Origin of the sequence: Novosphingobium sp. PY1 (assembly GCF_017312445.1) — a bacterium.
Classification (GTDB): Bacteria; Pseudomonadota; Alphaproteobacteria; order Sphingomonadales; family Sphingomonadaceae; genus Novosphingobium.
Map to the genome: position 1 here is coordinate 1 of NZ_BLTI01000022.1, position 18824 is coordinate 18824.

12 protein-coding genes are annotated in these 18824 nt (G+C 59.8%); 7 read left to right on the plus strand and 5 right to left on the minus strand.

Translation table 11 applies throughout. From position 1 onward, the window contains the following. Window positions 1-1094: 1094 nt before the first annotated feature. From J3474_RS21910 to uxaC, 4 genes are all read right to left on the minus strand, one after another. Entirely contained in the window at window positions 1095-2192 is a 1098-nt protein-coding gene (locus tag J3474_RS21910; RefSeq protein WP_242528566.1) for a ParB/RepB/Spo0J family partition protein, read from the minus strand. A gap of 65 nt (window positions 2193-2257) precedes the next feature. Next, window positions 2258-3478 carry an autotransporter domain-containing protein gene (locus J3474_RS21915; protein WP_242528571.1) on the minus strand — a complete coding sequence of 407 codons (1221 nt, stop codon included), beginning with the start codon at window positions 3476-3478 and terminating at the stop codon, window positions 2258-2260. A 597-nt stretch (window positions 3479-4075) separates the two neighbouring features. Further along, the gene (locus J3474_RS21920; protein ID WP_242528568.1) at window positions 4076-5362 is read right to left on the minus strand and encodes a mannitol dehydrogenase family protein; all 1287 of its coding nucleotides are present in this window, start codon (window positions 5360-5362) and stop codon (window positions 4076-4078) included. Window positions 5363-5442: 80 nt separating this feature from the next. Then, window positions 5443-6843, minus strand: a complete 1401-nt coding sequence (uxaC, locus tag J3474_RS21925) for a glucuronate isomerase (RefSeq protein WP_207095627.1) — start codon at window positions 6841-6843, stop codon at window positions 5443-5445. Window positions 6844-7167: 324 nt separating this feature from the next. Here uxaC and manD point away from each other — a divergent pair, with 324 nt between their 5' ends. The 4 genes from manD to J3474_RS21945 all read left to right on the plus strand — a co-directional run bounded on the left by manD (window position 7168) and on the right by J3474_RS21945 (window position 13389). Beyond that, a complete protein-coding gene (manD, locus tag J3474_RS21930; protein WP_207095628.1) occupies window positions 7168-8376 on the plus strand; it encodes a mannonate dehydratase in 1209 nt (402 codons plus the stop codon). A gap of 15 nt (window positions 8377-8391) precedes the next feature. Then, window positions 8392-9348 carry a sugar kinase gene (locus tag J3474_RS21935; RefSeq protein ID WP_207095629.1) on the plus strand — a complete coding sequence of 319 codons (957 nt, stop codon included), beginning with the start codon at window positions 8392-8394 and terminating at the stop codon, window positions 9346-9348. Window positions 9349-9469: 121 nt separating this feature from the next. Further along, complete coding sequence (locus tag J3474_RS21940) at window positions 9470-12094, plus strand: glycoside hydrolase family 2 TIM barrel-domain containing protein (protein ID WP_242528569.1); 2625 nt, start codon at window positions 9470-9472, stop codon at window positions 12092-12094. Window positions 12095-12120: 26 nt separating this feature from the next. After that, the gene (locus J3474_RS21945) at window positions 12121-13389 is read left to right on the plus strand and encodes an MFS transporter (RefSeq protein ID WP_207095630.1); all 1269 of its coding nucleotides are present in this window, start codon (window positions 12121-12123) and stop codon (window positions 13387-13389) included. Here the strand turns inward: J3474_RS21945 and J3474_RS21950 are convergent. Further along, window positions 13378-14286, minus strand: a complete 909-nt coding sequence (locus tag J3474_RS21950) for a LysR family transcriptional regulator (protein WP_207095631.1) — start codon at window positions 14284-14286, stop codon at window positions 13378-13380. The genes J3474_RS21945 and J3474_RS21950 overlap by 12 nt on opposite strands. Window positions 14287-14439: 153 nt before the next feature. Between J3474_RS21950 and J3474_RS21955 the strand changes: the two genes are divergently transcribed. The 3 genes from J3474_RS21955 to J3474_RS21965 form a co-directional block, all read left to right on the plus strand. Further along, entirely contained in the window at window positions 14440-16815 is a 2376-nt protein-coding gene (locus J3474_RS21955) for a TonB-dependent receptor (RefSeq protein WP_207095632.1), read from the plus strand. Further along, window positions 16815-18191 carry a glycoside hydrolase family 1 protein gene (locus J3474_RS21960; protein ID WP_207095633.1) on the plus strand — a complete coding sequence of 459 codons (1377 nt, stop codon included), beginning with the start codon at window positions 16815-16817 and terminating at the stop codon, window positions 18189-18191. The genes J3474_RS21955 and J3474_RS21960 overlap by 1 nt, the downstream gene beginning before the upstream one ends. A 54-nt stretch (window positions 18192-18245) precedes the next feature. Next, the coding region (locus tag J3474_RS21965) for an FAD-dependent oxidoreductase (RefSeq protein WP_207095634.1) at window positions 18246-18824 on the plus strand (579 nt) is incomplete at its 3' end.

An 18824-nucleotide genomic window follows, 5' to 3' on the forward strand; every position in this document is an offset into this window, starting at 1 on the left:
CGGATGGATCGGTGGGTCCGGTAGGACCGCTGGGGTCCGTCGGGCCGGATGGATCGGTGGGCCCGGTAGGACCGCTGGGGTCCGTCGGGCCGGATGGATCGGTGGGTCCGGAAGGACCGCTGGGATCCGTCGGGCCGGAAGGGTCGGTGGGCCCGGAAGGACCGCTGGGGTCCGTCGGGCCGGATGGATCGGTGGGTCCGGTAGGACCGCTGGGATCTGTCGGGCCGGATGGATCGGTGGGCCCGGAAGGACCGCTGGGATCTGTCGGGCCGGATGGATCGGTGGGCCCGGAAGGACCGCTAGGGTCCGTCGGGCCGGATGGATCGGTGGGCCCGGAAGGACCGCTGGGATCTGTCGGGCCGGATGGATCGGTGGGCCCGGAAGGACCACCGGGATCTGTCGGGCCGGACGGCGAACCGCCGCCCCCAGCACCGACCTTGAAACCGACTCCGTCGGCGCAGGCTCCCAGCAGAAAAAGAGGAATGGTTGTTGCGCAAAGCAGCAGGTGCCTTGCCGAACGGTGCGAATAATTGCCCGGCATGTCTGGCTTCTCCATAAAAGTGTGCCCGAATTCCGTAAGCAGCCTAAGAGCCGGAATGATCGGACGCGCGTTTAGAAGAAACCGCGTCGGTTCAGCGGGATGCTTGTCTTGTACAAGCGGCGCATCTCGTTTCGGGAAGGAGCCTTTCAGCCACGCAAAAGTGCCCCGGGCACGCCGGATGTTCATGGAACGAGGGGCAAATCAACTCAAACTGACGCAATATTGGGCAAAAGCATGCATGCCCCGCGCAATGGGTCGGTTCTTTAAAATATGGCCGATCCGGCTGCAATTGCGGCAAGGCTTGGAACGGGCGCTGCTGTTCGTTCGCACAATGGTAGTACAGACTGCCGGAATCGGGTGTGTGACGGCTTGGCGAACGGACAGGAACCGCTCAGAGCGGCTTGGCCCACGTTAACGTAACCAGAAAAACGATATCCCGGGACTTTCGCCCCGGGATATCGCCAACTCCCCCAGCTTAGGTTATCGCGTAGATGCGGCAGCCAAAGATCGGATCAGTCCCGATCCGGTCCCGGCCCAGTTGTGACGTTCTCCTTCAGGCGTCGGCTCGGTCGAGCGCTATGGCATGTGACGCAGCCGACCGATCGCGGCTCGCGAGGATCGCTGCGCGGACCCGGTGCAGGAGCTCGTCTATGTCGGTTTCATCCGAAACGACCATGTCGACTGCCAATCCGTCACGGGCCGGTTTGACTTTGCCCACGCGTGAATTGCCGATGATTATGGGCGTCTCGGCATGACCTTTGCGATCGCCGCTTGTCCCTGCCTCCTTCAGGCGTTGGAGCACCGCAGCAGCAGCGATCATGCGTTCTCCGCTTGCAGCGAGTCGTTGCTGTTCCGTTCCGATCTCCCGGGCGGCAACGAGGATCCGCTGGCACTGCTCAGGCCTGCGCAGTAGCGGCGTCAGCACTTCCGAATGCCGTACGCGCAACTCGTCTCGCGTTGCGAAGGCGTCGACCACCTCTTCCGGCATCTGGGCCAAGGCAAGTAGCCGGCTCAGCTGGCTGTTCGAAAGATTGAGCGCAGTTGCCATGCGCGACTGAACTCCCCCATAAAACCGATCGACCGCATTTTGATAGCTGCGTGCCCGATCCAACTCGGTGATGTCCTCGCGCTCGCGGTTTTCGATGTCGGCAAGGCGAAACGCTTCCTCGTCGCTGAGATCGACGACGAGGGCGTTGAGGCGTATTTCGGGGCGGCCGTTGTGGTTGAGCCAATCGACCGAAAAGCGCCGGCGACTGCCAACGATCAGTTCGTATGGCGCGTCGCTCCCGGGTGGGTTGCGCCGCACCAGGACTGGAATGCGGTTCCCGTCCTCCTGGGCAATTGATTCGATCAGGGAGCGGCAGTTCTCCGAGGTCAGGCCGGGTTGATCCCTGGGGTTCCCGTCCCAGACGGAACAGTCGTTCGGCCGGATGGTGATTGCGCTGCGGTTCTGCCCGGAATTCTGAACGAAACCGGCCAGCCGTTGATCGAGGCGGGACAGCGCGGCCCCGTCCGCAGGAATCTGGTCGGCAGCGGCAGGCTCGTATGACAGTGTCGTGAGGATGTCTCTTAAGAAGCCTGCCATCAAGCACTCCGCTTTCAACGTCAAAACGTTACCATACAGCCTCTCCCCACTGGAGGCCTTGCGCAATCATGTTCATTCCGGCCGCAATTCGGCTCTCCAATCCGAAGGTTAGCGACGCTGGACGGTTTGGTTCAGAAGCGGCGGCTCGCGGTGAGGGTGAAGGCATGGATATGGCGGTCGGAGGCGAATTCGCCATCGTAGCCGATCCGGATTGCAGTGCGGTCATTGTAGACAGCGCTAAGTCCCGCCCCCACGATCGCGGCATCCCTTGCCATGCGTGAGGATTTCAAGGTGAAGATCGGGAGGTCGCCGTTTGCGAAAGCGGCTTCGACCCGGCTGTCCGGACGGGAATTGAGTTCCCGTTGCCATTCAGCCCGAACAGTGGGCCGGATATTCCAGGAACCGCGCTCCAGTCCAGCCGATGTTCGCAAGCCGAGACTGCTGCGTACCGATTCCGTCTTGTATCCGGCAACGGCCAATGCGGCATCGCCGCCATACTCGATGAACCCGCTTACATCGGCGTAGCGATACTGCAGCCCGACGAAAGGTTGCGCCCGAAGGACGCCGGTCTGCAGGATGCCGCCAACTTCGACCGTCGCCGAGGCGTTATCGCCTTCCACGCCTGCCCGAAGCTGGTCCGAAAAGCCCGACCAAGCGACCTGTCGGCGCAACTTGTACTGGCTCAGGCTATAGGCCGCTGTCGCATCGGCATAGATTTTACCGTTGGTGTAGCTGGCGTATGGCCCGACACTGGCATTGAACTGGGTAATGCGCGGGTGTTGGGCGCGATCGAGATTGGCGTCGATGCCGTCAATGCCGATCGTGGCGCCAAGGATGAGTCCTTCCATCGCGGTAACATCAATTCCGGCGCGGATCGAGCGGCTGTCAGAGTTGGCGGAAGGCCTGTCTGCCCGCGCCTTGTAATTGCCTTGCTTGAGGCCGCCGGTCAGCATGAAGGTGATGCTTTCTTCTCCGGTCGGTACAGAGCCAGCCGGAGCGTCGAGCATCCGGTCCCGGCGCTCGGCCAGGTAGTCGCGGACTTGCCTGTCAGCACTGTCCATCGACTGGATCGCAAGCCGGGGCAGCAGCGTGTAGGCCCGCGGCGTAAGCTGCCCCAGCGCGTCAGCCTGCGACGCGGCGTCGGGAAGGTCGTCGATGGATTGAAGCAACGGACCATAAGGTGTCGCGCTCGGCGTTGCGATCTGGTCTAGCACGCCCGCGATCGCCGTTTCACCTTGGGTCGATGCATAGTCGCTGTAGGGCGCCGCATTCGCCTGTTCCGCGAATACAGTCAAACCACCGGCGAGCGAGAAACCGCTGACAAGAGCAAGCCTGGCGAAGTCGAATTTCACTGACAAGTCAAAAATCCCCGAAAACTATAGTTCTGGTGCAGGTTGAATGGGTGTTCTTGTCATCCAGGTGTGCTGATGACGCCAGCGCAGGTACGGTCGATGCGGGGATATCATCCATTGCGTATGGAGAGCCCGCGTTGCGTGTCATGAGGCCGCTTTTCAGAGGCTCAAGCTGTAGCGGCGGCGACTTTGCTCTCGCACCTTGTCTTGAGGCGGCGATCTTGTGCGTGCATTCGAAGGCTATTGCGGCCTTGACGAGCCCTTGTCTGAAATAGCTGCGCTTTTGATTGCAAATTTCCTGGAGGTTTTGGGTTGAGCGCCGATGTCCTCACCGTCGTTTCGAGGATGTGAGCGCTCTCCCCGCCTGCTTATGCAAAGCCTGAGGGGAAGTTATAACCACCTCGGTATAGCTGCACGTAAGGCCGAAGGTGTACAAGAGAGATCGCGCGAACGGGCTGCGCGTTGGTTGTCGAGATTGGCCTGTGCGAATGCACACTTCGACATGCTTCCACGTCGCATGCGCCGGCTCTTGCGGCCACCGGCCTCATCCGGCTTTGATCAGCGCGCCTTGGGCCCAGATGAACATTGGCAAGGCCGTTACTCGGCGAATGCAGCGTTCAATTCGTCGTTCGAAATATTCCAGGTTCCTGCCAGAATGCCCTGGCAGCCGAACAACGAGTGCGCGAGAGAAGAGTTCGAACTCTCCTTTGCAAGCTTGGCCAGTTGATCCGACAATGGATCTTCCACTTTGCCGTTCATTCCACGCAAATGGTCGAACCACGCCTTCAGGGCTGCAATGATCGAGGGACAGGGACGTCCCATTTGCCGGTTAGCTTCAAGCGTTTCCAGCCAGCGCTGCGGGATTTTCTGGCTGCCGTCCATCGCAATCTGGGCCAAGCGGTGGTTCAGGGCAGAGTTGGTGAAGCGGTCGAGCAGGGAGGTCGCATAAGCTGCGAGGTCCTGGCCGGGAGATACGGATATCGTCGGCGCGGCTTCATCTCGCATGAGCCCTTCCACGATGGGACGCAGGCGCATATCGGTGATAGCTTCATGTACATAGTCATGTCCTGCCCGAAGCCCCAGATAGGCAAGTGCAGAGTGCGCGCCGTTGAGCATGCGCAGTTTCGCCGTTTCGAATGATGACACATCGGCGACCAGCTCAGCCCCGGCCCGTTCCCAGCGCGGGCGCTCCCCTGCAAAATCGTCTTCGATGACCCATTGACTGAATGGCTCGGTGAATACGGCAGCACGATCTTCCGTGCCCAGGCGCTCCGCAAGCCCCGCTCGATCGGCATCGGTAGGAGCCGGAACGATGCGGTCGACCATGGAGGAGGGGCAGCGGCATTCATTCTCGAACCAGGTCATCAAATCAGGCGCGCGGGCTTCGAGGTATTGGCGTATGAGGCGCTTCAATTGGCGACCATTGTGCGAAAGATTGTCGCAACTGAGCAAGGTAAGCCCGGAAATGCCGGCCTCGCTGCGAAGCCTCATGGCCTGGGCAAGGTAGGGATAAAAACTGCCTTCATCCGTACGCGAGAAGTCGAGTGCGCCTTCCGGGGTTTGGCAATAGCCCTTTTCGGTAACGGTAAATGTAACGATCCGGGTTTGCGGGTCCGCAAGTTGCCGTATCAACCGATCACTTTCATTTGGCGCAAGCAGCACGTCCTGGACTGCGCCGACGAGGCGTGATCGCATGTCTTCCCCTGAGCGCTCGGTCACCGTGTAGAGGCCGTCTTGAGGCTTCATCTCGAGTGAAACGCCGGCAGATCGCAGCGAAACGCCCAGGATCATCCACTCGCTGTCGCCAGCATCCATGGCCTTGTCCGTATACCAGGCCTGATGCGCACGATGGAATGCGCCAATCCCGAAGTGGACGATACCCACCGTCCCGCGGTCCCGATCGTAAGCAAATCGTTCCTGCACTTGAATTTGCTGCAGCGCGGTTCGATCGGTTCGTCTTGATATCACAGCTTATAGGCCTTCTTGGCGAGATTGTAGGCAAGGTCCTGGGCCAACTCGGCGGCCTCCCAGTCGTTCAGCCGATGCTCGGCCACCAGTTCGGCGAGGAAACCGCAATCTATGCGGCGGGCAAGATCGTGCCGGGCCGGGATCGAGAGAAAGGCACGTGTGTCGTCGTTGAAGCCGACCGTATTGTAGAAGCCGGCGGTCTCCGTCGTTGCCTTGCGGAAGCGTCGCATGCCCTCCGGACTGTCGTGGAACCACCACGCGGGCCCGAGCCGGAGACAGGGGTAATGCCCGGCCAGAGGTGCCAGTTCGCGCGCATAGACGCTCTCATCGAGGGTGAAGAGGATCAGCGTGAAGTCCGGGCGGTTGCCGAAGCGATCCAGCAGGGGCTTCAAGGCAGAGACGTATTCGGTGCGTGAAGGAATGTCCGCTCCCTTATCCCGTCCGAAGGCCTTGAAGATGTCTCTGTTGTGATTGCGATAGGCACCGGGATGAAGTTGCATGACGAGCCCGTCGTCAAGGCTCATGGCTGCCATTTCGGTCAACATCTGCGCGCGGAAGAGTTCCGCGTCTGCCGCACTGCAGTTCTTCCTTATGACGCGCGCAAACAGGTCCTCGGCTTCGCCAGCCGAGAGGTCGGCCGTGCGTGCAGTCGGGTGACCGTGATCGGTGCTCGTCGCCCCCATTTGTCCGAAGAAAGCCCGCCGCTTGCGGTGCGCTTCAAGATATCCGGTCCAGGAATGACAATCTTCATCGGTCAGTTCCGACAGTCTGGTCAGGTTGTCGTGAAAGCCCTCGAACTCCGGATCGACGACCGGATCCGGACGATAGGCCGTGATGACGCGTCCCGACCAACCCGACTTGCGAATGGCCTGATGGTGTTCAAGCCGGTCGAGCGGCCCTTCTGTCGTCGCGATGACTTCGATGTTGAAACGTTCGAAAAGCGCACGTGGGCGAAATGCATCCGTGGCCAGTTTGGCTGTTATCGCGTCGAAGTACAGGTCGCTGGTCCGCGCTTCCAGGATGACGTCGATCCCGAAAGCTTCTGCGAAGACCCAATCCAGCCATATGCGCGAAGGCGTACCGCGGAACAGGTGGTATCGCTCTGCAAAGAGACGCCACGCCTCGCGCGGATCGGCATCGGACTTGCCAATTCCCAGATCTTGCAGATCTACACCTTGGGAATAGAGCATCCGGAACACATAGTGATCAGGGGCAAGGAGCAGGTCTGCAGCGTTGCCAAATGTTTCATTGGCGGCAAACCAATGCGGGTCCGTATGTCCGTGCGGGCTGATGATCGGCAGCGAAGCGATGCTTTGATAGAGCTCGCGGGCGATGGCGCGAGTCGAAGGGTCGGCAGGCAGCAACCGGTCCGGGTGCAATTCGAGTGTTCTGGTCATTTCATTCACCGTGCAAGAGGCGCATCAAACTGGCGGCGGGTCATTGTCTTGGCGCTTCCTATCCATCGCCTGTTCATCGTTTGTCACAGGCAGGTTATCAAGGACGGCGATAAAGCCCGCGAAGAGCCGGGTGGCCCCGACTGACTTTGATCATCGAGCGTCCCATGGCGGGGACCCGGTGGGGGGAGGGCGGTCCTGAGTTTTCTGCCACTTATCGCCTGCCGTATATTGGTCAAACCAGTTACAATCCTATTGACAGACCAATGCGGCGGTGTCAAGAATTCCGGTTCATACAAGTCTACGGTTCCGAGGGAAGTGGCCACCATGAAAATTGAGTCTGCCAGGGTAATTGTGACGTGCCCGGGACGGAACTTCGTCACGCTCAAGATCATCACGGACCAGGGCGTTTACGGCATCGGGGATGGCACTCTCAACGGGCGTGAGACTGCGGTCGTCGCTTATCTTGAAGATCACGTCATTCCTTGCCTGATCGGCATGGATCCGCGCAGGATCGAGGATATCTGGCAATACCTGTACCGCGGAGCCTACTGGCGGCGCGGGCCGGTCACCATGCGGGCGATCGCCGCAGTCGACATGGCGCTATGGGATATCAAGGCCAAGATGGCCGGGATGCCGCTGTATCAATTGCTCGGTGGGCGCAGTCGTGACGGCGTGATGGTCTATGGTCATGCCAATGGCTCCGACATTGGTGAGACCGTCGAGGCGGTGGGCCACTATATCGACATGGGTTATAAGGCGATCCGCGCACAAACCGGTGTTCCGGGCATCAAGGACGCCTATGGCGTGGGGCGCGGGAAGCTTTACTACGAACCGGCTGACGCTGCGCTTCCTTCGGTGACGGGCTGGGATACGCGCAAGGCGCTGAACTATGTGCCCAAGCTCTTCGAGGAACTTCGCAAGACTTACGGTTTCGATCACCACCTGCTGCACGACGGACATCACCGCTACACCCCGCAAGAGGCGGCAAATCTCGGCAAGATGCTTGAGCCCTACCAGCTCTTCTGGCTTGAGGATTGCACGCCGGCCGAGAACCAGGAAGCTTTCAGGCTCGTGCGTCAGCATACCGTCACCCCGCTGGCGGTGGGAGAGATCTTCAATACGATCTGGGACGCCAAGGACCTCATCCAGAACCAGCTCATCGACTATATTCGTACAACGGTAGTCGGGGCAGGCGGGATCACGCATCTGCGTCGGATCGCAGACCTGGCGGCTCTCTACCAGATCCGCACCGGCTGCCATGGTGCCACCGACCTGTCGCCGATCACCATGGGATGTGCGCTGCATTTCGACACCTGGGTGCCCAACTTCGGTATCCAGGAGTACATGCGTCACACCGAGGAAACGGACGCGGTATTCCCGCACGATTACCGGTTCGACAAGGGCGAGCTGTTCGTCGGCGAAACCCCGGGGCATGGTGTGGACATCGATGAGAACCTCGCCGCAAAATACCCTTACAAGCCAGCCTATCTGCCGGTCGCGCGGCTCGAGGATGGCACGATGTGGAACTGGTGAGATCGCTGGTTGGGAATGACTGAAGTGCGCAGGATCGTCTGCCTCGGCGAATGCATGCTGGAACTCTCGCGCCAACCCGGCGGAGCCGAAGGCTGGCGCATGGGATTTGGGGGAGATACCCTCAACACAGCAGTGCACCTGTCACGGTCCGGCCACCGGGTCTCCTACATGACTGCATTGGGCAGTTGTCCGTTCAGTGAGAACTTGCGCCGCGCCTGGGAAAGCGAAGGGATCGATTGCAGCCTTGTCGCGACCCACCCGACGCGTCGACCCGGTCTCTACGCGATCTCGACCAACCTCGAAGGCGAGCGCAGCTTCACCTATTGGCGAGAAAGCAGCGCGGCACGGGCCATGTTCGAGATCTCCGAGATCGAGGAGGCAATCGCCAAGGCCGAAACGGCCGATCTGCTCTATTTCTCGCTGATCTCGATGGCGATCCTGCCGCCGCAGGGCCGCAGGGACCTCATCCTTCTGGCAAAGGCGGTGCGAGAGGCGGGAGGACTTGTCGCTTTCGACAGCAACTACCGCCCCTTGCTCTGGGAATCGCGCGAAGCGGCGCAATACTGGCGTGATCAGGCCATCGCGCTCGCCAATATCGGTCTGCCTACTTTTGAAGATGAAGCACAGCTGTGCGATGCGCGAGACGAAGTCGCCGTCGCTGCGCATTGGCAAGGGCTGGGCTGCGAGGAAGTGATCGTGAAACTGGGCGCGCGCGGCTGCATGCTTCCCAACGGAAATGCCTGTGCCGTGCCCTTGGCTGTTACGCCTGTCGATACGAGCGGGGCAGGGGACGCCTTCAACGCCGCTTACCTGGCAGCACGCATGCGCGGCGCATCGGTACTCGAGTCCGCGCTGGCCGGACATAGGCTTGCCGGCTGGTGCGTCATGCATCCGGGCGCCATTCCGCAGCGCGATCCTTCGGCGCCTTATGGGCGCACCGAGCCGAATGCTCCTGCAGAGCCAAGGCGATAACTCCAGATCCGGCAGCGCTGGATCGCGCCGGTGGCATGAAAGAAACGAGACGAGGGAGATGGTCTTGGTGAAATATGATCGACTGGCTTGGATGGCGATTGCCGGGGCCTGCCTACTCCCTGTGACTACGCCGGCCTTAGCTGCATCCCACGCGCAACAGGCGGACGGATTGCGAACCGTCGTTGAACTTGGCGAGGGTTGGCGCTTCCGCAAGGGAGACATCCCTGCGCAATCTCCCGAGTTCGACGATCGAGACTGGGCGACTGTCACGGTTCCGCACACATGGAACAGGATTGGTGAGTACGACGCCTCCGCCCATGTCCCGGGCTCCTCCGGGCGTAAGATCGACAAGTATATGGGGGTGGCGTGGTATCGCCTTTCCTTTGTTAGTCCGGCGGTCGGGCCCACCAAGAGAGTTTGGCTTGAATTCGATGCAGCGAGCCGCACTGCCGAAGTGTGGCTCAATGGCAAACGATTGGGCGCACATGCCGGCGGCTTCTCGCGGTTTCGTTTCGACGCGACCGATGCGATCCGTAAGGGAGGGCGCAATTTCCTGGCAGTTAGGGTAGACAATAGCGAACCTCAGCCGGGCAATGCGACGGCCAACACGCTGCCGCTGGCAGGGGATTTCTTCGTTCAGGGCGGACTATACCGTCCCGTGCGGTTGATTGTGACCGATGCCACGCATTTTGCCATGGACGATTTCGGTGGCCCCGGAATCTATGCCCGGACTCAGAGCATTGCGTCAGGCGCTGCGACGGTATCCGTGGAGTCCAAACTTTCCACCGAGCGTTCCGGTCCAGTGCAAGGCAGTGTCGTGACGCGTCTTGTCGCGGCTGACGGCACGATTGTCGCGCGCTCGGTATCGCCGTTCCATCTGCAGAGCGGTGCGAAGGTCGAGGTCTCGCAGGAATTGACGGTGCCCGATGCGCACCTTTGGCAGGGAACGGCGGACCCCTATCTCTATTCGCTCGAATCCGAACTGCGCGACGGCAATGGTCGGTTGCTTGACCGTGCCAAGCAATCGTTCGGGATCCGGCAGTTCCGGATCGACCCGGAAAAGGGCTTTTTCATCAATGGCCAGCATGTTGCGCTCCACGGCGTAGGGTTGCACCAGGACGGTATGGAATCCGGCTGGGCGATGACAAAGTCCCAGATCGCGGATCGCTTTGAGACCGTCCGCGACATGGGCGCGAATACCATCAGGCTGACACACTATCAGCATGGCCAGCCGATTCATGACCTGGCAGACAAATACGGACTGGTTCTCTGGGATGAAATCGCGCTTGTCACGGCCTGGACGCTGGACCAGGCGCAGGGCGATGCGCCCCCTGAAATCATGGCACAGGCCCGGCAGCAATTGGTCGAGCTGATCCGCCAGAATTACAATCATCCCTCCGTTGCACTGTGGGGTATTGCCAACGAAGTTGACTTTGGACCGATGCGTCCGGATTTTCTTGGTCGTGGATTGAAGGTCAGTCCGAGCGATCCGACCCCGATGCTGGAAGAGCTTGCGGCCATTGTCCGGCGCGAAGATCCGGATCGGTCCGCTGCGCTCGCTACGTGCTGTGAAGACCGAGATATGCCCGATGTGCCGACAGTCGCCAATGCCGTCCCGGTTTCGGGCGGCAACCGCTATTTCGGCTGGTATTACGGAAAGCCGGAGGAAGTAGGCCCGCATTTCGATGCTTTGCATGCAAAACGGCCATCGCAACCCCAGGCGATTACCGAATATGGTGCAGGTGGGGCCCTTTCGATCCATACGGACAACCCGCTGGGCGGTCCTTTCGACATGGGCGGGCACGATCAGCCGGAGGAATATCAATCCTGGCTGCATGAAAAGACATGGCCGTACCTCGAGGAGCGACCGTTCCTCTTTGCCAGCTGGCTGTGGAACGCGTTCGATTTCGCGACGGTGACGCGAACGGAAGGGGACGCCAAGGATATCAATACCAAGGGGCTGGTCAGCTATGACGGGCGAATCCGCAAGGACGCGTTCTATTACTATCGCGCGCACTGGTCGGATCAGCCTACCGTTCATGTGAATGGCCGCCGTTACGTTCAGCGCGCTTATCCCACGACCGATATCAGCGTTTACAGTAACGCTCCTCGCACCAAGCTGTTCTTGAACGGCAAGGATCTCGGTGAGCAGGGCAAATGCGATAACCTCGTTTGTGTCTGGTCCGGTGTGCAGCTGAGTGCAGGCGCCAACACGGTGGAGGCAGTGGGAAGCTTTGCCGACAGGGACGTGCGAGATGCCGTTTCGTGGAACCTCGATGCCTCGAGGGCCAGCGCCTACTATATCGATAGCGGTGCGCTCGTCGCTGCGCCGGGTTACGGATCGGATACGTTCTTCAATGGGGGAAGGGCGGGCTCGACCGACCAGCATCCACGCGGACGACCACCTGTTCTTGCCCCCATCGTCCCCGATGAGGAACATGCGCAGCTCGCTACCTTCCGGGAAGGCACCTTCAGCTACCGCCTCCCGGTTGAGCCAGGCCGCTACAGCATAACCCTGCGTTTCTTAGAACCGAAGGCCACTGCGGGAGAGCGCGTCTTCGATGTGAAGGCCAACGGAAAGACCGTTATTGCCGCCTTGGATGTGGCCAAGGAAGCTGGGGCGCCAATCACGCTGGTCGCTCGCACGGTCACATTGGATGTCACCGAAAACGCGATCGATCTGCAGTTCCTGCCCCGCAAGGGCGATGCAATCGTCTCAACCATTGAAGTGCGCCCCAGCGCCTGATTCTCAAGCATTAGAAGTAGGAAATCATGGCCATCTTCAAAGGTAAGCTGCGTTGGTGGATGATCGGCCTGGTCACCTTGGGCACGATCATGAACTATCTGGCGCGCTCAACGCTTTCAGTCGCAGCGCCGACGCTCAAGGATGAGTTCGGCATGACGACCGAGCAATACAGCTGGGTCGTGCTGGCCTTCCAGGCAAGCTATACGGCGATGCAGACGGTGGCCGGTGCCTTGCTGGACTCCCTGGGAACCCGGCTCGGTTTCTTCATTTTCGCCATGGGATGGGCTCTGGCCAACATGGGACATGCCCTTGCCACCGGTTGGCCGAGCCTGGCGGCATTCCGTGCGGCACTTGGGGCGACCGAAGCCGCCGCCATTCCGGCCGGCGCGAAAGTGACTTCTGAATGGTTTCCGGCGCATCAGCGTCCACTGGCGACAAGCTGTTTTCAGATGGGTACGAGTGTGGGCTCGATGCTCGCCCCGCCGCTTGTTGCCTTTTGCATCCTTTGGTGGGGCTGGCAGGAGGCGTTCCTGATTACCGGCGGTCTCAGCGTGGCCTGGGCCCTGCTGTGGTGGTTCGGCTACCGCAAGCCGGATGAGCATCCCGCAATAACGCCCGGCGAATTGGAAGAGCTGAGCAAGAATGATCGGGGGCAAGAGGGAGAAGCGCGTCCGGCGACGCGCGGTGCGGTATTGAGAAGCCGAGGGTTCTGGGCAATCGCCGTGCCAAGGTTTCTGGCCGAGCCGGCATGGCAGACCTTCAATTTCTTCATACCGCTCTACCTCGTATCGGTATGGGGCCTGAACTTGCGCGATATCGCGCTGTGGGCCTGGCTTCCTTTCCTGGCAGCCGACTTCGGTTCGTTGGCGGCAGGTATTTTGCCCAATGCGCTGATGCGACGCGGCGCGGGAATGATTGCGTCGCGCAAGGTGACGATGACAGTCGGTGCATTGTGCATGATCGGCCCGGCCTGCATCGGACTGGCCGGTTCCCCCGGTCTTGCAATTGCTCTCTTTTGCGTAGGCGGCTTTGCCCACCAGATGTTGAACGGAGCGCTCATCACCTTGTGCGCGGACATATTTGACACCCGAGCGGTCGGGACCGCCAGCGGCATGGCAGGTTCAATCGCCTGGATCGGCGGTATGCTCTTCACTTTCCTCATTGGCCAGAGCGCCGACCAGTTCGGTTACGCACCCTTGTTCGTAGCCCTCGGTTGCCTGGATCTGCTGGGGGCATGCGTCCTGTGGGGGCTCTTGCGATCTCCAAAAGGGTCGGCCGGACGTTCATATGGGTGATTTGACCTCTGCCCTGATCAAGTCGATCAGCCAGCGCAGCCCAGGATCGCTTGCGCGGGTCTCATGATATTGGATGATCTGGCGAAGCGGCTCAATTGCCTGTGGCAGTGGCCTGTAAGTGATGCTGAAATGACTGGCGGCGATATGAGCCAGTCGTTCATGCATAATGGCAAGTCTTTGCGTGCCGACAAGCATCCATGGAACAACAGTGAATGAATGGGCGATAATATCCACTTTCCTGGCATGACCCAATAAGTTCAGCTGCCTATCGCCCACTGTCGTGGAGCCCGTTTCACCCAGTGAAACGGCGATATGGCCATACGTGAAGATGTCCTCCATTGTGAATTGCGAAGCGAACAACGGGTGGTCCAGGCACCCTGCCACGACGAAATTATCTTCATAGAGCGGTTCTGTCGGCAAACCGCTCGAACCATACTCGCTCGGTGTAATCATGAGGTCGACTGCACCGCGCCGCAGCAAGTCGGCGGAATGACTTTCGGGCGGCATCAGATCCAGCATGACACCAGGAGCGCTCGTCTCCAGCGACCGCAGGAGTGGGCTTAGTAACGCCGCCGAAACATAGTCGGATGCGACAATGCGGAACAATCGTTCCGCACGGGCCGGATCGAACTGGCTGGATGTCGAAATCACCGATTCGGCACTGCGCAGGCATGCCCTGACCCGCGGCAACAGTGTTTCCGCCAGCGGAGTCGGAAACATCCGCCGTCCTTTGACGACCAACAGTTCATCGCGAAAGTAGGCGCGCAGTCGGGAGAGTGCGGCGCTCGTTGCCGGCTGGCTCAGACCGATCTTCTCGCCTGCCCGGGCCGTGTTGCGGGTCTCCATAAGTGCCTCGAAAGCCACGAGCAAGTTCAGGTCCATTCCCTTGAAACGCATCTCGATACTCCGCGTGGTTCTTGTGGCACTTAGGTCTAACCAATTTGGGTACCAAATCGTTACCGAGTTGATCAATTAGTTTTTGTCGATCATTTTTCGGGGCTAAGCACACGCGCAAGTCCAAAGCAAAGGGCGATAGGGAGGACCCCGAATATGCGAACCACATTCACCGCCATACTTCTTTCCGCCACCTTTCTGGGTGGCGCGTCGGCGCAGGCGCAGGAAGTCGATGCGGCTGCAGCTGAAGGGGCAGGCACCGAAATCATCGTGACTGCGCAGCGCCGCAGCGAAAGCATCCAGCGCGTGCCAGTCAGCGTGACGGCGCTTACGCAAGACACCCTAGCCTCGCAGAATCTGAATGATCTGACCCAGGTATCACGCGCTGCGCCTTCGTTGCAGATCGGCGTCGACAACTCCTTTGCCGTGCGCGGTGTGGGCACGCTTTCATTCGCCGGCACCATTGACAGCAGCGTGGCCGTGGCCATTGACGACGTCAACCTTGGCCGCCCGGTGCTGAATAGCCCGCTCCTCAACGACCTGGCGCGAGTCGAGGTGCTTAATGGGCCGCAAGGCCTGTTGTTCGGAAAGAACGCATCCGCCGGTCTTCTCAACATTGTCACGGCACGTCCGGTTCTGGGTGCTTATACCAGCGCAACGAATCTTGAATTGGCAATGCGAGATACTCCCGGTTCGGGCCGCAATGCCCCGGGCATCATTGCCCGGGAAACGCTTAACATCCCGATTTCCGACAATTCGGCGCTGCGCCTTGCTGGCCTCTATTCCTATCAGGAGCCGGGAACCACATACGTAGGTACGCCCAGTCCCGGAACGCGGCACGATCTCAATGCCACGAGCTATTCGTTGAAGGCCAAGTATCTTGCCGAGCTGACCGACAGCCTGACATTCTATGGCATTGCCGATTACAACGAAAGCCATGGCATCGCGGGTATTTTCGACAACAGCTATCGTCAGGTCGATGCGACCAGTACGAATGGTCCTGCGCTTGCGGCCGATGGCATTACGCCGGGATCGAAGAATCTTCTTTTCGGCGGTGACGCCGACCAATTCAGGGATATTGAAACCGGTGGTGCGCAAGGTCAAGTGACCTATGCCTTCGATTCCGGCTTCGAGATCAGCAACCTCTTCGCATGGCGCTACTACGAGCAGGACCAATCGCTCGACGGCGATTATCTCTCGGCCGATGGTTTCAATACAAACGCATCACAGTCCAGTTACAATCAGTTCTCCAATGAATTGCGCGTGGCGCTTCCATCTGGAAATCGCCTGAGCGGTCAAGTTGGTCTCTACTGGTTCAAATCCACTCTTGACCTGTCCCGCCAGCTTGGCGGTAACAGCTACCTTCCGGCATTTGTACTGAGCGGCTATCCCTTCTGCGTAGGCGCGACACCGGTGCCGGGCGCAAATCCGCCGGTCTGTTCCGTCAACAATCAGTCGCAAGTCGGCGGTGATCGTGATTACTCCCTCGACACGGAGAGCTATGCCGCGTTCGGTCAGTTGACCTACGAAGTGATCGATGGCTTCAAGCTGATTGCCGGCGGACGCGTCACGCATGACAAGATCGATCTGGATCTGACACAAAACCAGGTCAATTATTTCCAGTCGATAGGTGGTCCGCGTGGACGCTTCGAGTCGCACTACAGCAACACCGATTTCAGCTGGAAGCTGGGGGCTCAGTTCCAGGCTACTCCGACGGTGATGCTATACGGCTTCTACGGTCGCGGTTATAAAGGACCGGGGTTCAACGACAGCTTTCCCACTGCCGACGCGGATGTCGTAGTTCGCGAGGAAACTTCGAAGACTGCGGAAATCGGCGTTAAGTCGAGCTTCCTTGACCGGCGCCTGGTCGTGAACCTTTCAGCGTTCCATACAGACTTCAACAACTTTCAGGTTCAATCGTTCGACCCGAATTTGAGCACCTTTGTGGTGCAGAACGCCGCTAAGGTCGTTTCGAAGGGTATAGAAGCAAACGTCATTCTGGCTCCCTTCGAGGGCTTGACGATCAACGGCTCGGGATCCCTGCTTTCCTCGAGGTTCAAGGACTTCGTCGGTGCCCAATGCTATCCCACGCAGACCACTTACGGTTGCTCTGCCACTGTGAACGTATTCGATGCATCCGGCCTTACACTTCCGGCAGCACCGAAGTTCACATCCAGTCTGCAGGTTCGTTACGAGGTGCCGACCAGCGGATCGATCGTCCCATTCCTGCAGGGGAACTGGTACCACCGGTCCTCGATCAACTATCTCGTCAATCGCGCACCTGGAGCTGGTCTCGATGCGATCGACATCTTTGGGGCGAGCATTGGCGCCCGCATCGCCGATAATCTTCGCGTGTCGATTTTCTGCAAGAACTGCACCAACAAGATCAACCCGACGGCGATCGGCGTGGAATCGGGCGATGCCAATGCCCGCGACTCAAGAGGCGGGGCCACTCCAAAGCTGACCTACACCCAGCAATTCGGGCTGGATTCTGTGCGTACGGTCGGCTTGAACCTGGGCTTCGACTTCTGATGAAGAAGGGCCCGGGACCTCTGCTTGGAAAAACCTTGAACGCTATCAGCGGGGTTAATCGGCGTGAGGTCCTCATGGGCAGTGTAGCGTTGGGCCTCGCGGCAAACTCCCGACCGGCGATTGCCGGTCGGGAGGCTCCGAACGGGCGCAAGGGAACATTCCCGAGCGGCTTTCTTTGGGGTGCATCCACGGCGGGCCATCAGGTGGAGGGCAATAATCTCGCCAGTGATACCTGGGCTCTCGAGCACTTGAATCCGACGAATTTCACGGAACCTTCCGGTGATGCATGCGACAGTTTTCATCGCTGGCCACTCGACCTCGACATTGTACGGGACCTTGGTCTGAACTCCTTCCGTTTTTCGGTGGAATGGGCGCGGATCGAACCCGAAGCTGGCGAGTTCTCGGTGGCGATGCTCGACCATTACAAGGCCATGGTCGAGGGATGCCGTGAGCGTGGTTTGAAACCTTTGGTGAGTTTCAATCACTTCACTTGCCCTCGCTGGTTTGCCATGCGCGGCGGGTGGATCAACCCAGACGCTCCCTCGCTTTTTGCGCGCTACTGCGACCGGCTCGCCCGGCATTTGGGTGAAAGTATCGAGCGCGCCACGACACTTAACGAACCGAATCTGATGCTTCTGTTGCGCTACAAGCTGCCATCAGGCGTGTTTGCGAAAAACGATGTCGTTCAGGCCGCGGCGATCAAGGCTTACGGCTCATCAACTTTCGTAAGCTCATTCATTGAGAATGAAGAGCAGTCGCATGCCGTGCAGCCGATCCTCATGGAGGGGCACCGCCAGGCGAAAGCGGCAATCAAGGCGGCGAGGTCCGATCTTCCTGTCGGGGTTACGCTGGCGATCGAAGACGATCAGCCATTCGGCGAGGACAGCCAGATCGCCAAGAAGCGTGCCATGTGTTACGATGATTGGCTTCGCGTCGCTCGCGAGGATGACTTCATAGGCGTTCAGAACTACGAACGGGCCAGAATAGGTCCAGAGGGCCAGATGTCACCGCCTGCCGGCGCTGTCCTTACGGATCGCGGGGCCGAAATCTATCCGCCTTCGTTGGCCGGGGCCGTACGCTATGCCTGGTCACAGACGAAAGTACCCGTGCTGGTGACGGAACATGGCATCGGCACATCCGATGATCGCCAACGAGCCGGTTTCATTCCGGCATCACTGCAACATCTTGCGGAAGCCATTGCGCAAGGTGTGCCGGTACTGGGCTATTGCCATTGGTCTTTGCTCGACAATTTCGAATGGATCTTCGGCTACACACCGAAGTTTGGACTGGTTGAAGTGAATAGAACGACCTTCGCCCGCACGCCAAAGCCCTCTGCGCATGTCCTGGCAGGCATTGCCCGAAAGAATGCAGTCTAAGCGCCGACTTTCACCAAGGATGCATCTGCAAATGATTAGAGAATTGAGAACACGATGAAAGATCTGAACACGCTGATCATTGGCGGCGGTATTGGCGGCCTTTCGGCTGCGATTGCGCTGCGCCGTGCGGGGCATGAGGTTACGGTGATCGAGAAGGACCCTGAGTGGTCGGTCTATGGGGTGGGCATCATCCAGCAGTCGAACGTGATCCGGGCGATGGACCAGTTGGGCGTGCTCGATACCTTTCTCGGTGCTGCCTGCGGCTTCGATGCGGTCGAGATCTACCTGCCCGACGGGACGCGCGTGGCGCGGGTGCCGTCGCCGGCGCTGGTCGAAGGCAAGCCGGCCAATGTCGGCATCGGCCGGCGCGCGCTGCAGAAGGTCCTGGGCGACAGCGCCATGCAGCTTGGCGCCGAGATCCGCCTGGGCGTGACGGCCGAGCGGTTCGACGACGACGGCGAAGGCGTGAACGTGAGGTTCAGCGACGGGCGTGAAGAGCGCTTCGACGTCGTGGTGGGGGCAGACGGGGTCTATTCGCAGACCCGCGAGGCGATCCTGCCCGATGCCGAGAAGCCGCAGTTCACGGGGCAGGCGGTGTGGCGCTACAACTTTCCGCGCCCGGCCGATCTCGAT

Bases quoted from the DNA above. Each gene is read 5' to 3' on its own strand.
- J3474_RS21960 (WP_207095633.1), top strand. From the start codon at position 16,815: ATGAAGAAGGGCCCGGGACCTCTGCTTGGAAAAACCTTGAACGCTATC.
- J3474_RS21955 (WP_207095632.1), top strand. From the start codon at position 14,440: ATGCGAACCACATTCACCGCCATACTTCTTTCCGCCACCTTTCTGGGT.
- manD (WP_207095628.1), top strand. From the start codon at position 7,168: ATGAAAATTGAGTCTGCCAGGGTAATTGTGACGTGCCCGGGACGGAAC.
- J3474_RS21945 (WP_207095630.1), top strand. From the start codon at position 12,121: ATGGCCATCTTCAAAGGTAAGCTGCGTTGGTGGATGATCGGCCTGGTC.
- J3474_RS21935 (WP_207095629.1), top strand. From the start codon at position 8,392: ATGACTGAAGTGCGCAGGATCGTCTGCCTCGGCGAATGCATGCTGGAA.
- J3474_RS21950 (WP_207095631.1), bottom strand. From the start codon at position 14,286: ATGCGTTTCAAGGGAATGGACCTGAACTTGCTCGTGGCTTTCGAGGCA.
- uxaC (WP_207095627.1), bottom strand. From the start codon at position 6,843: ATGACCAGAACACTCGAATTGCACCCGGACCGGTTGCTGCCTGCCGAC.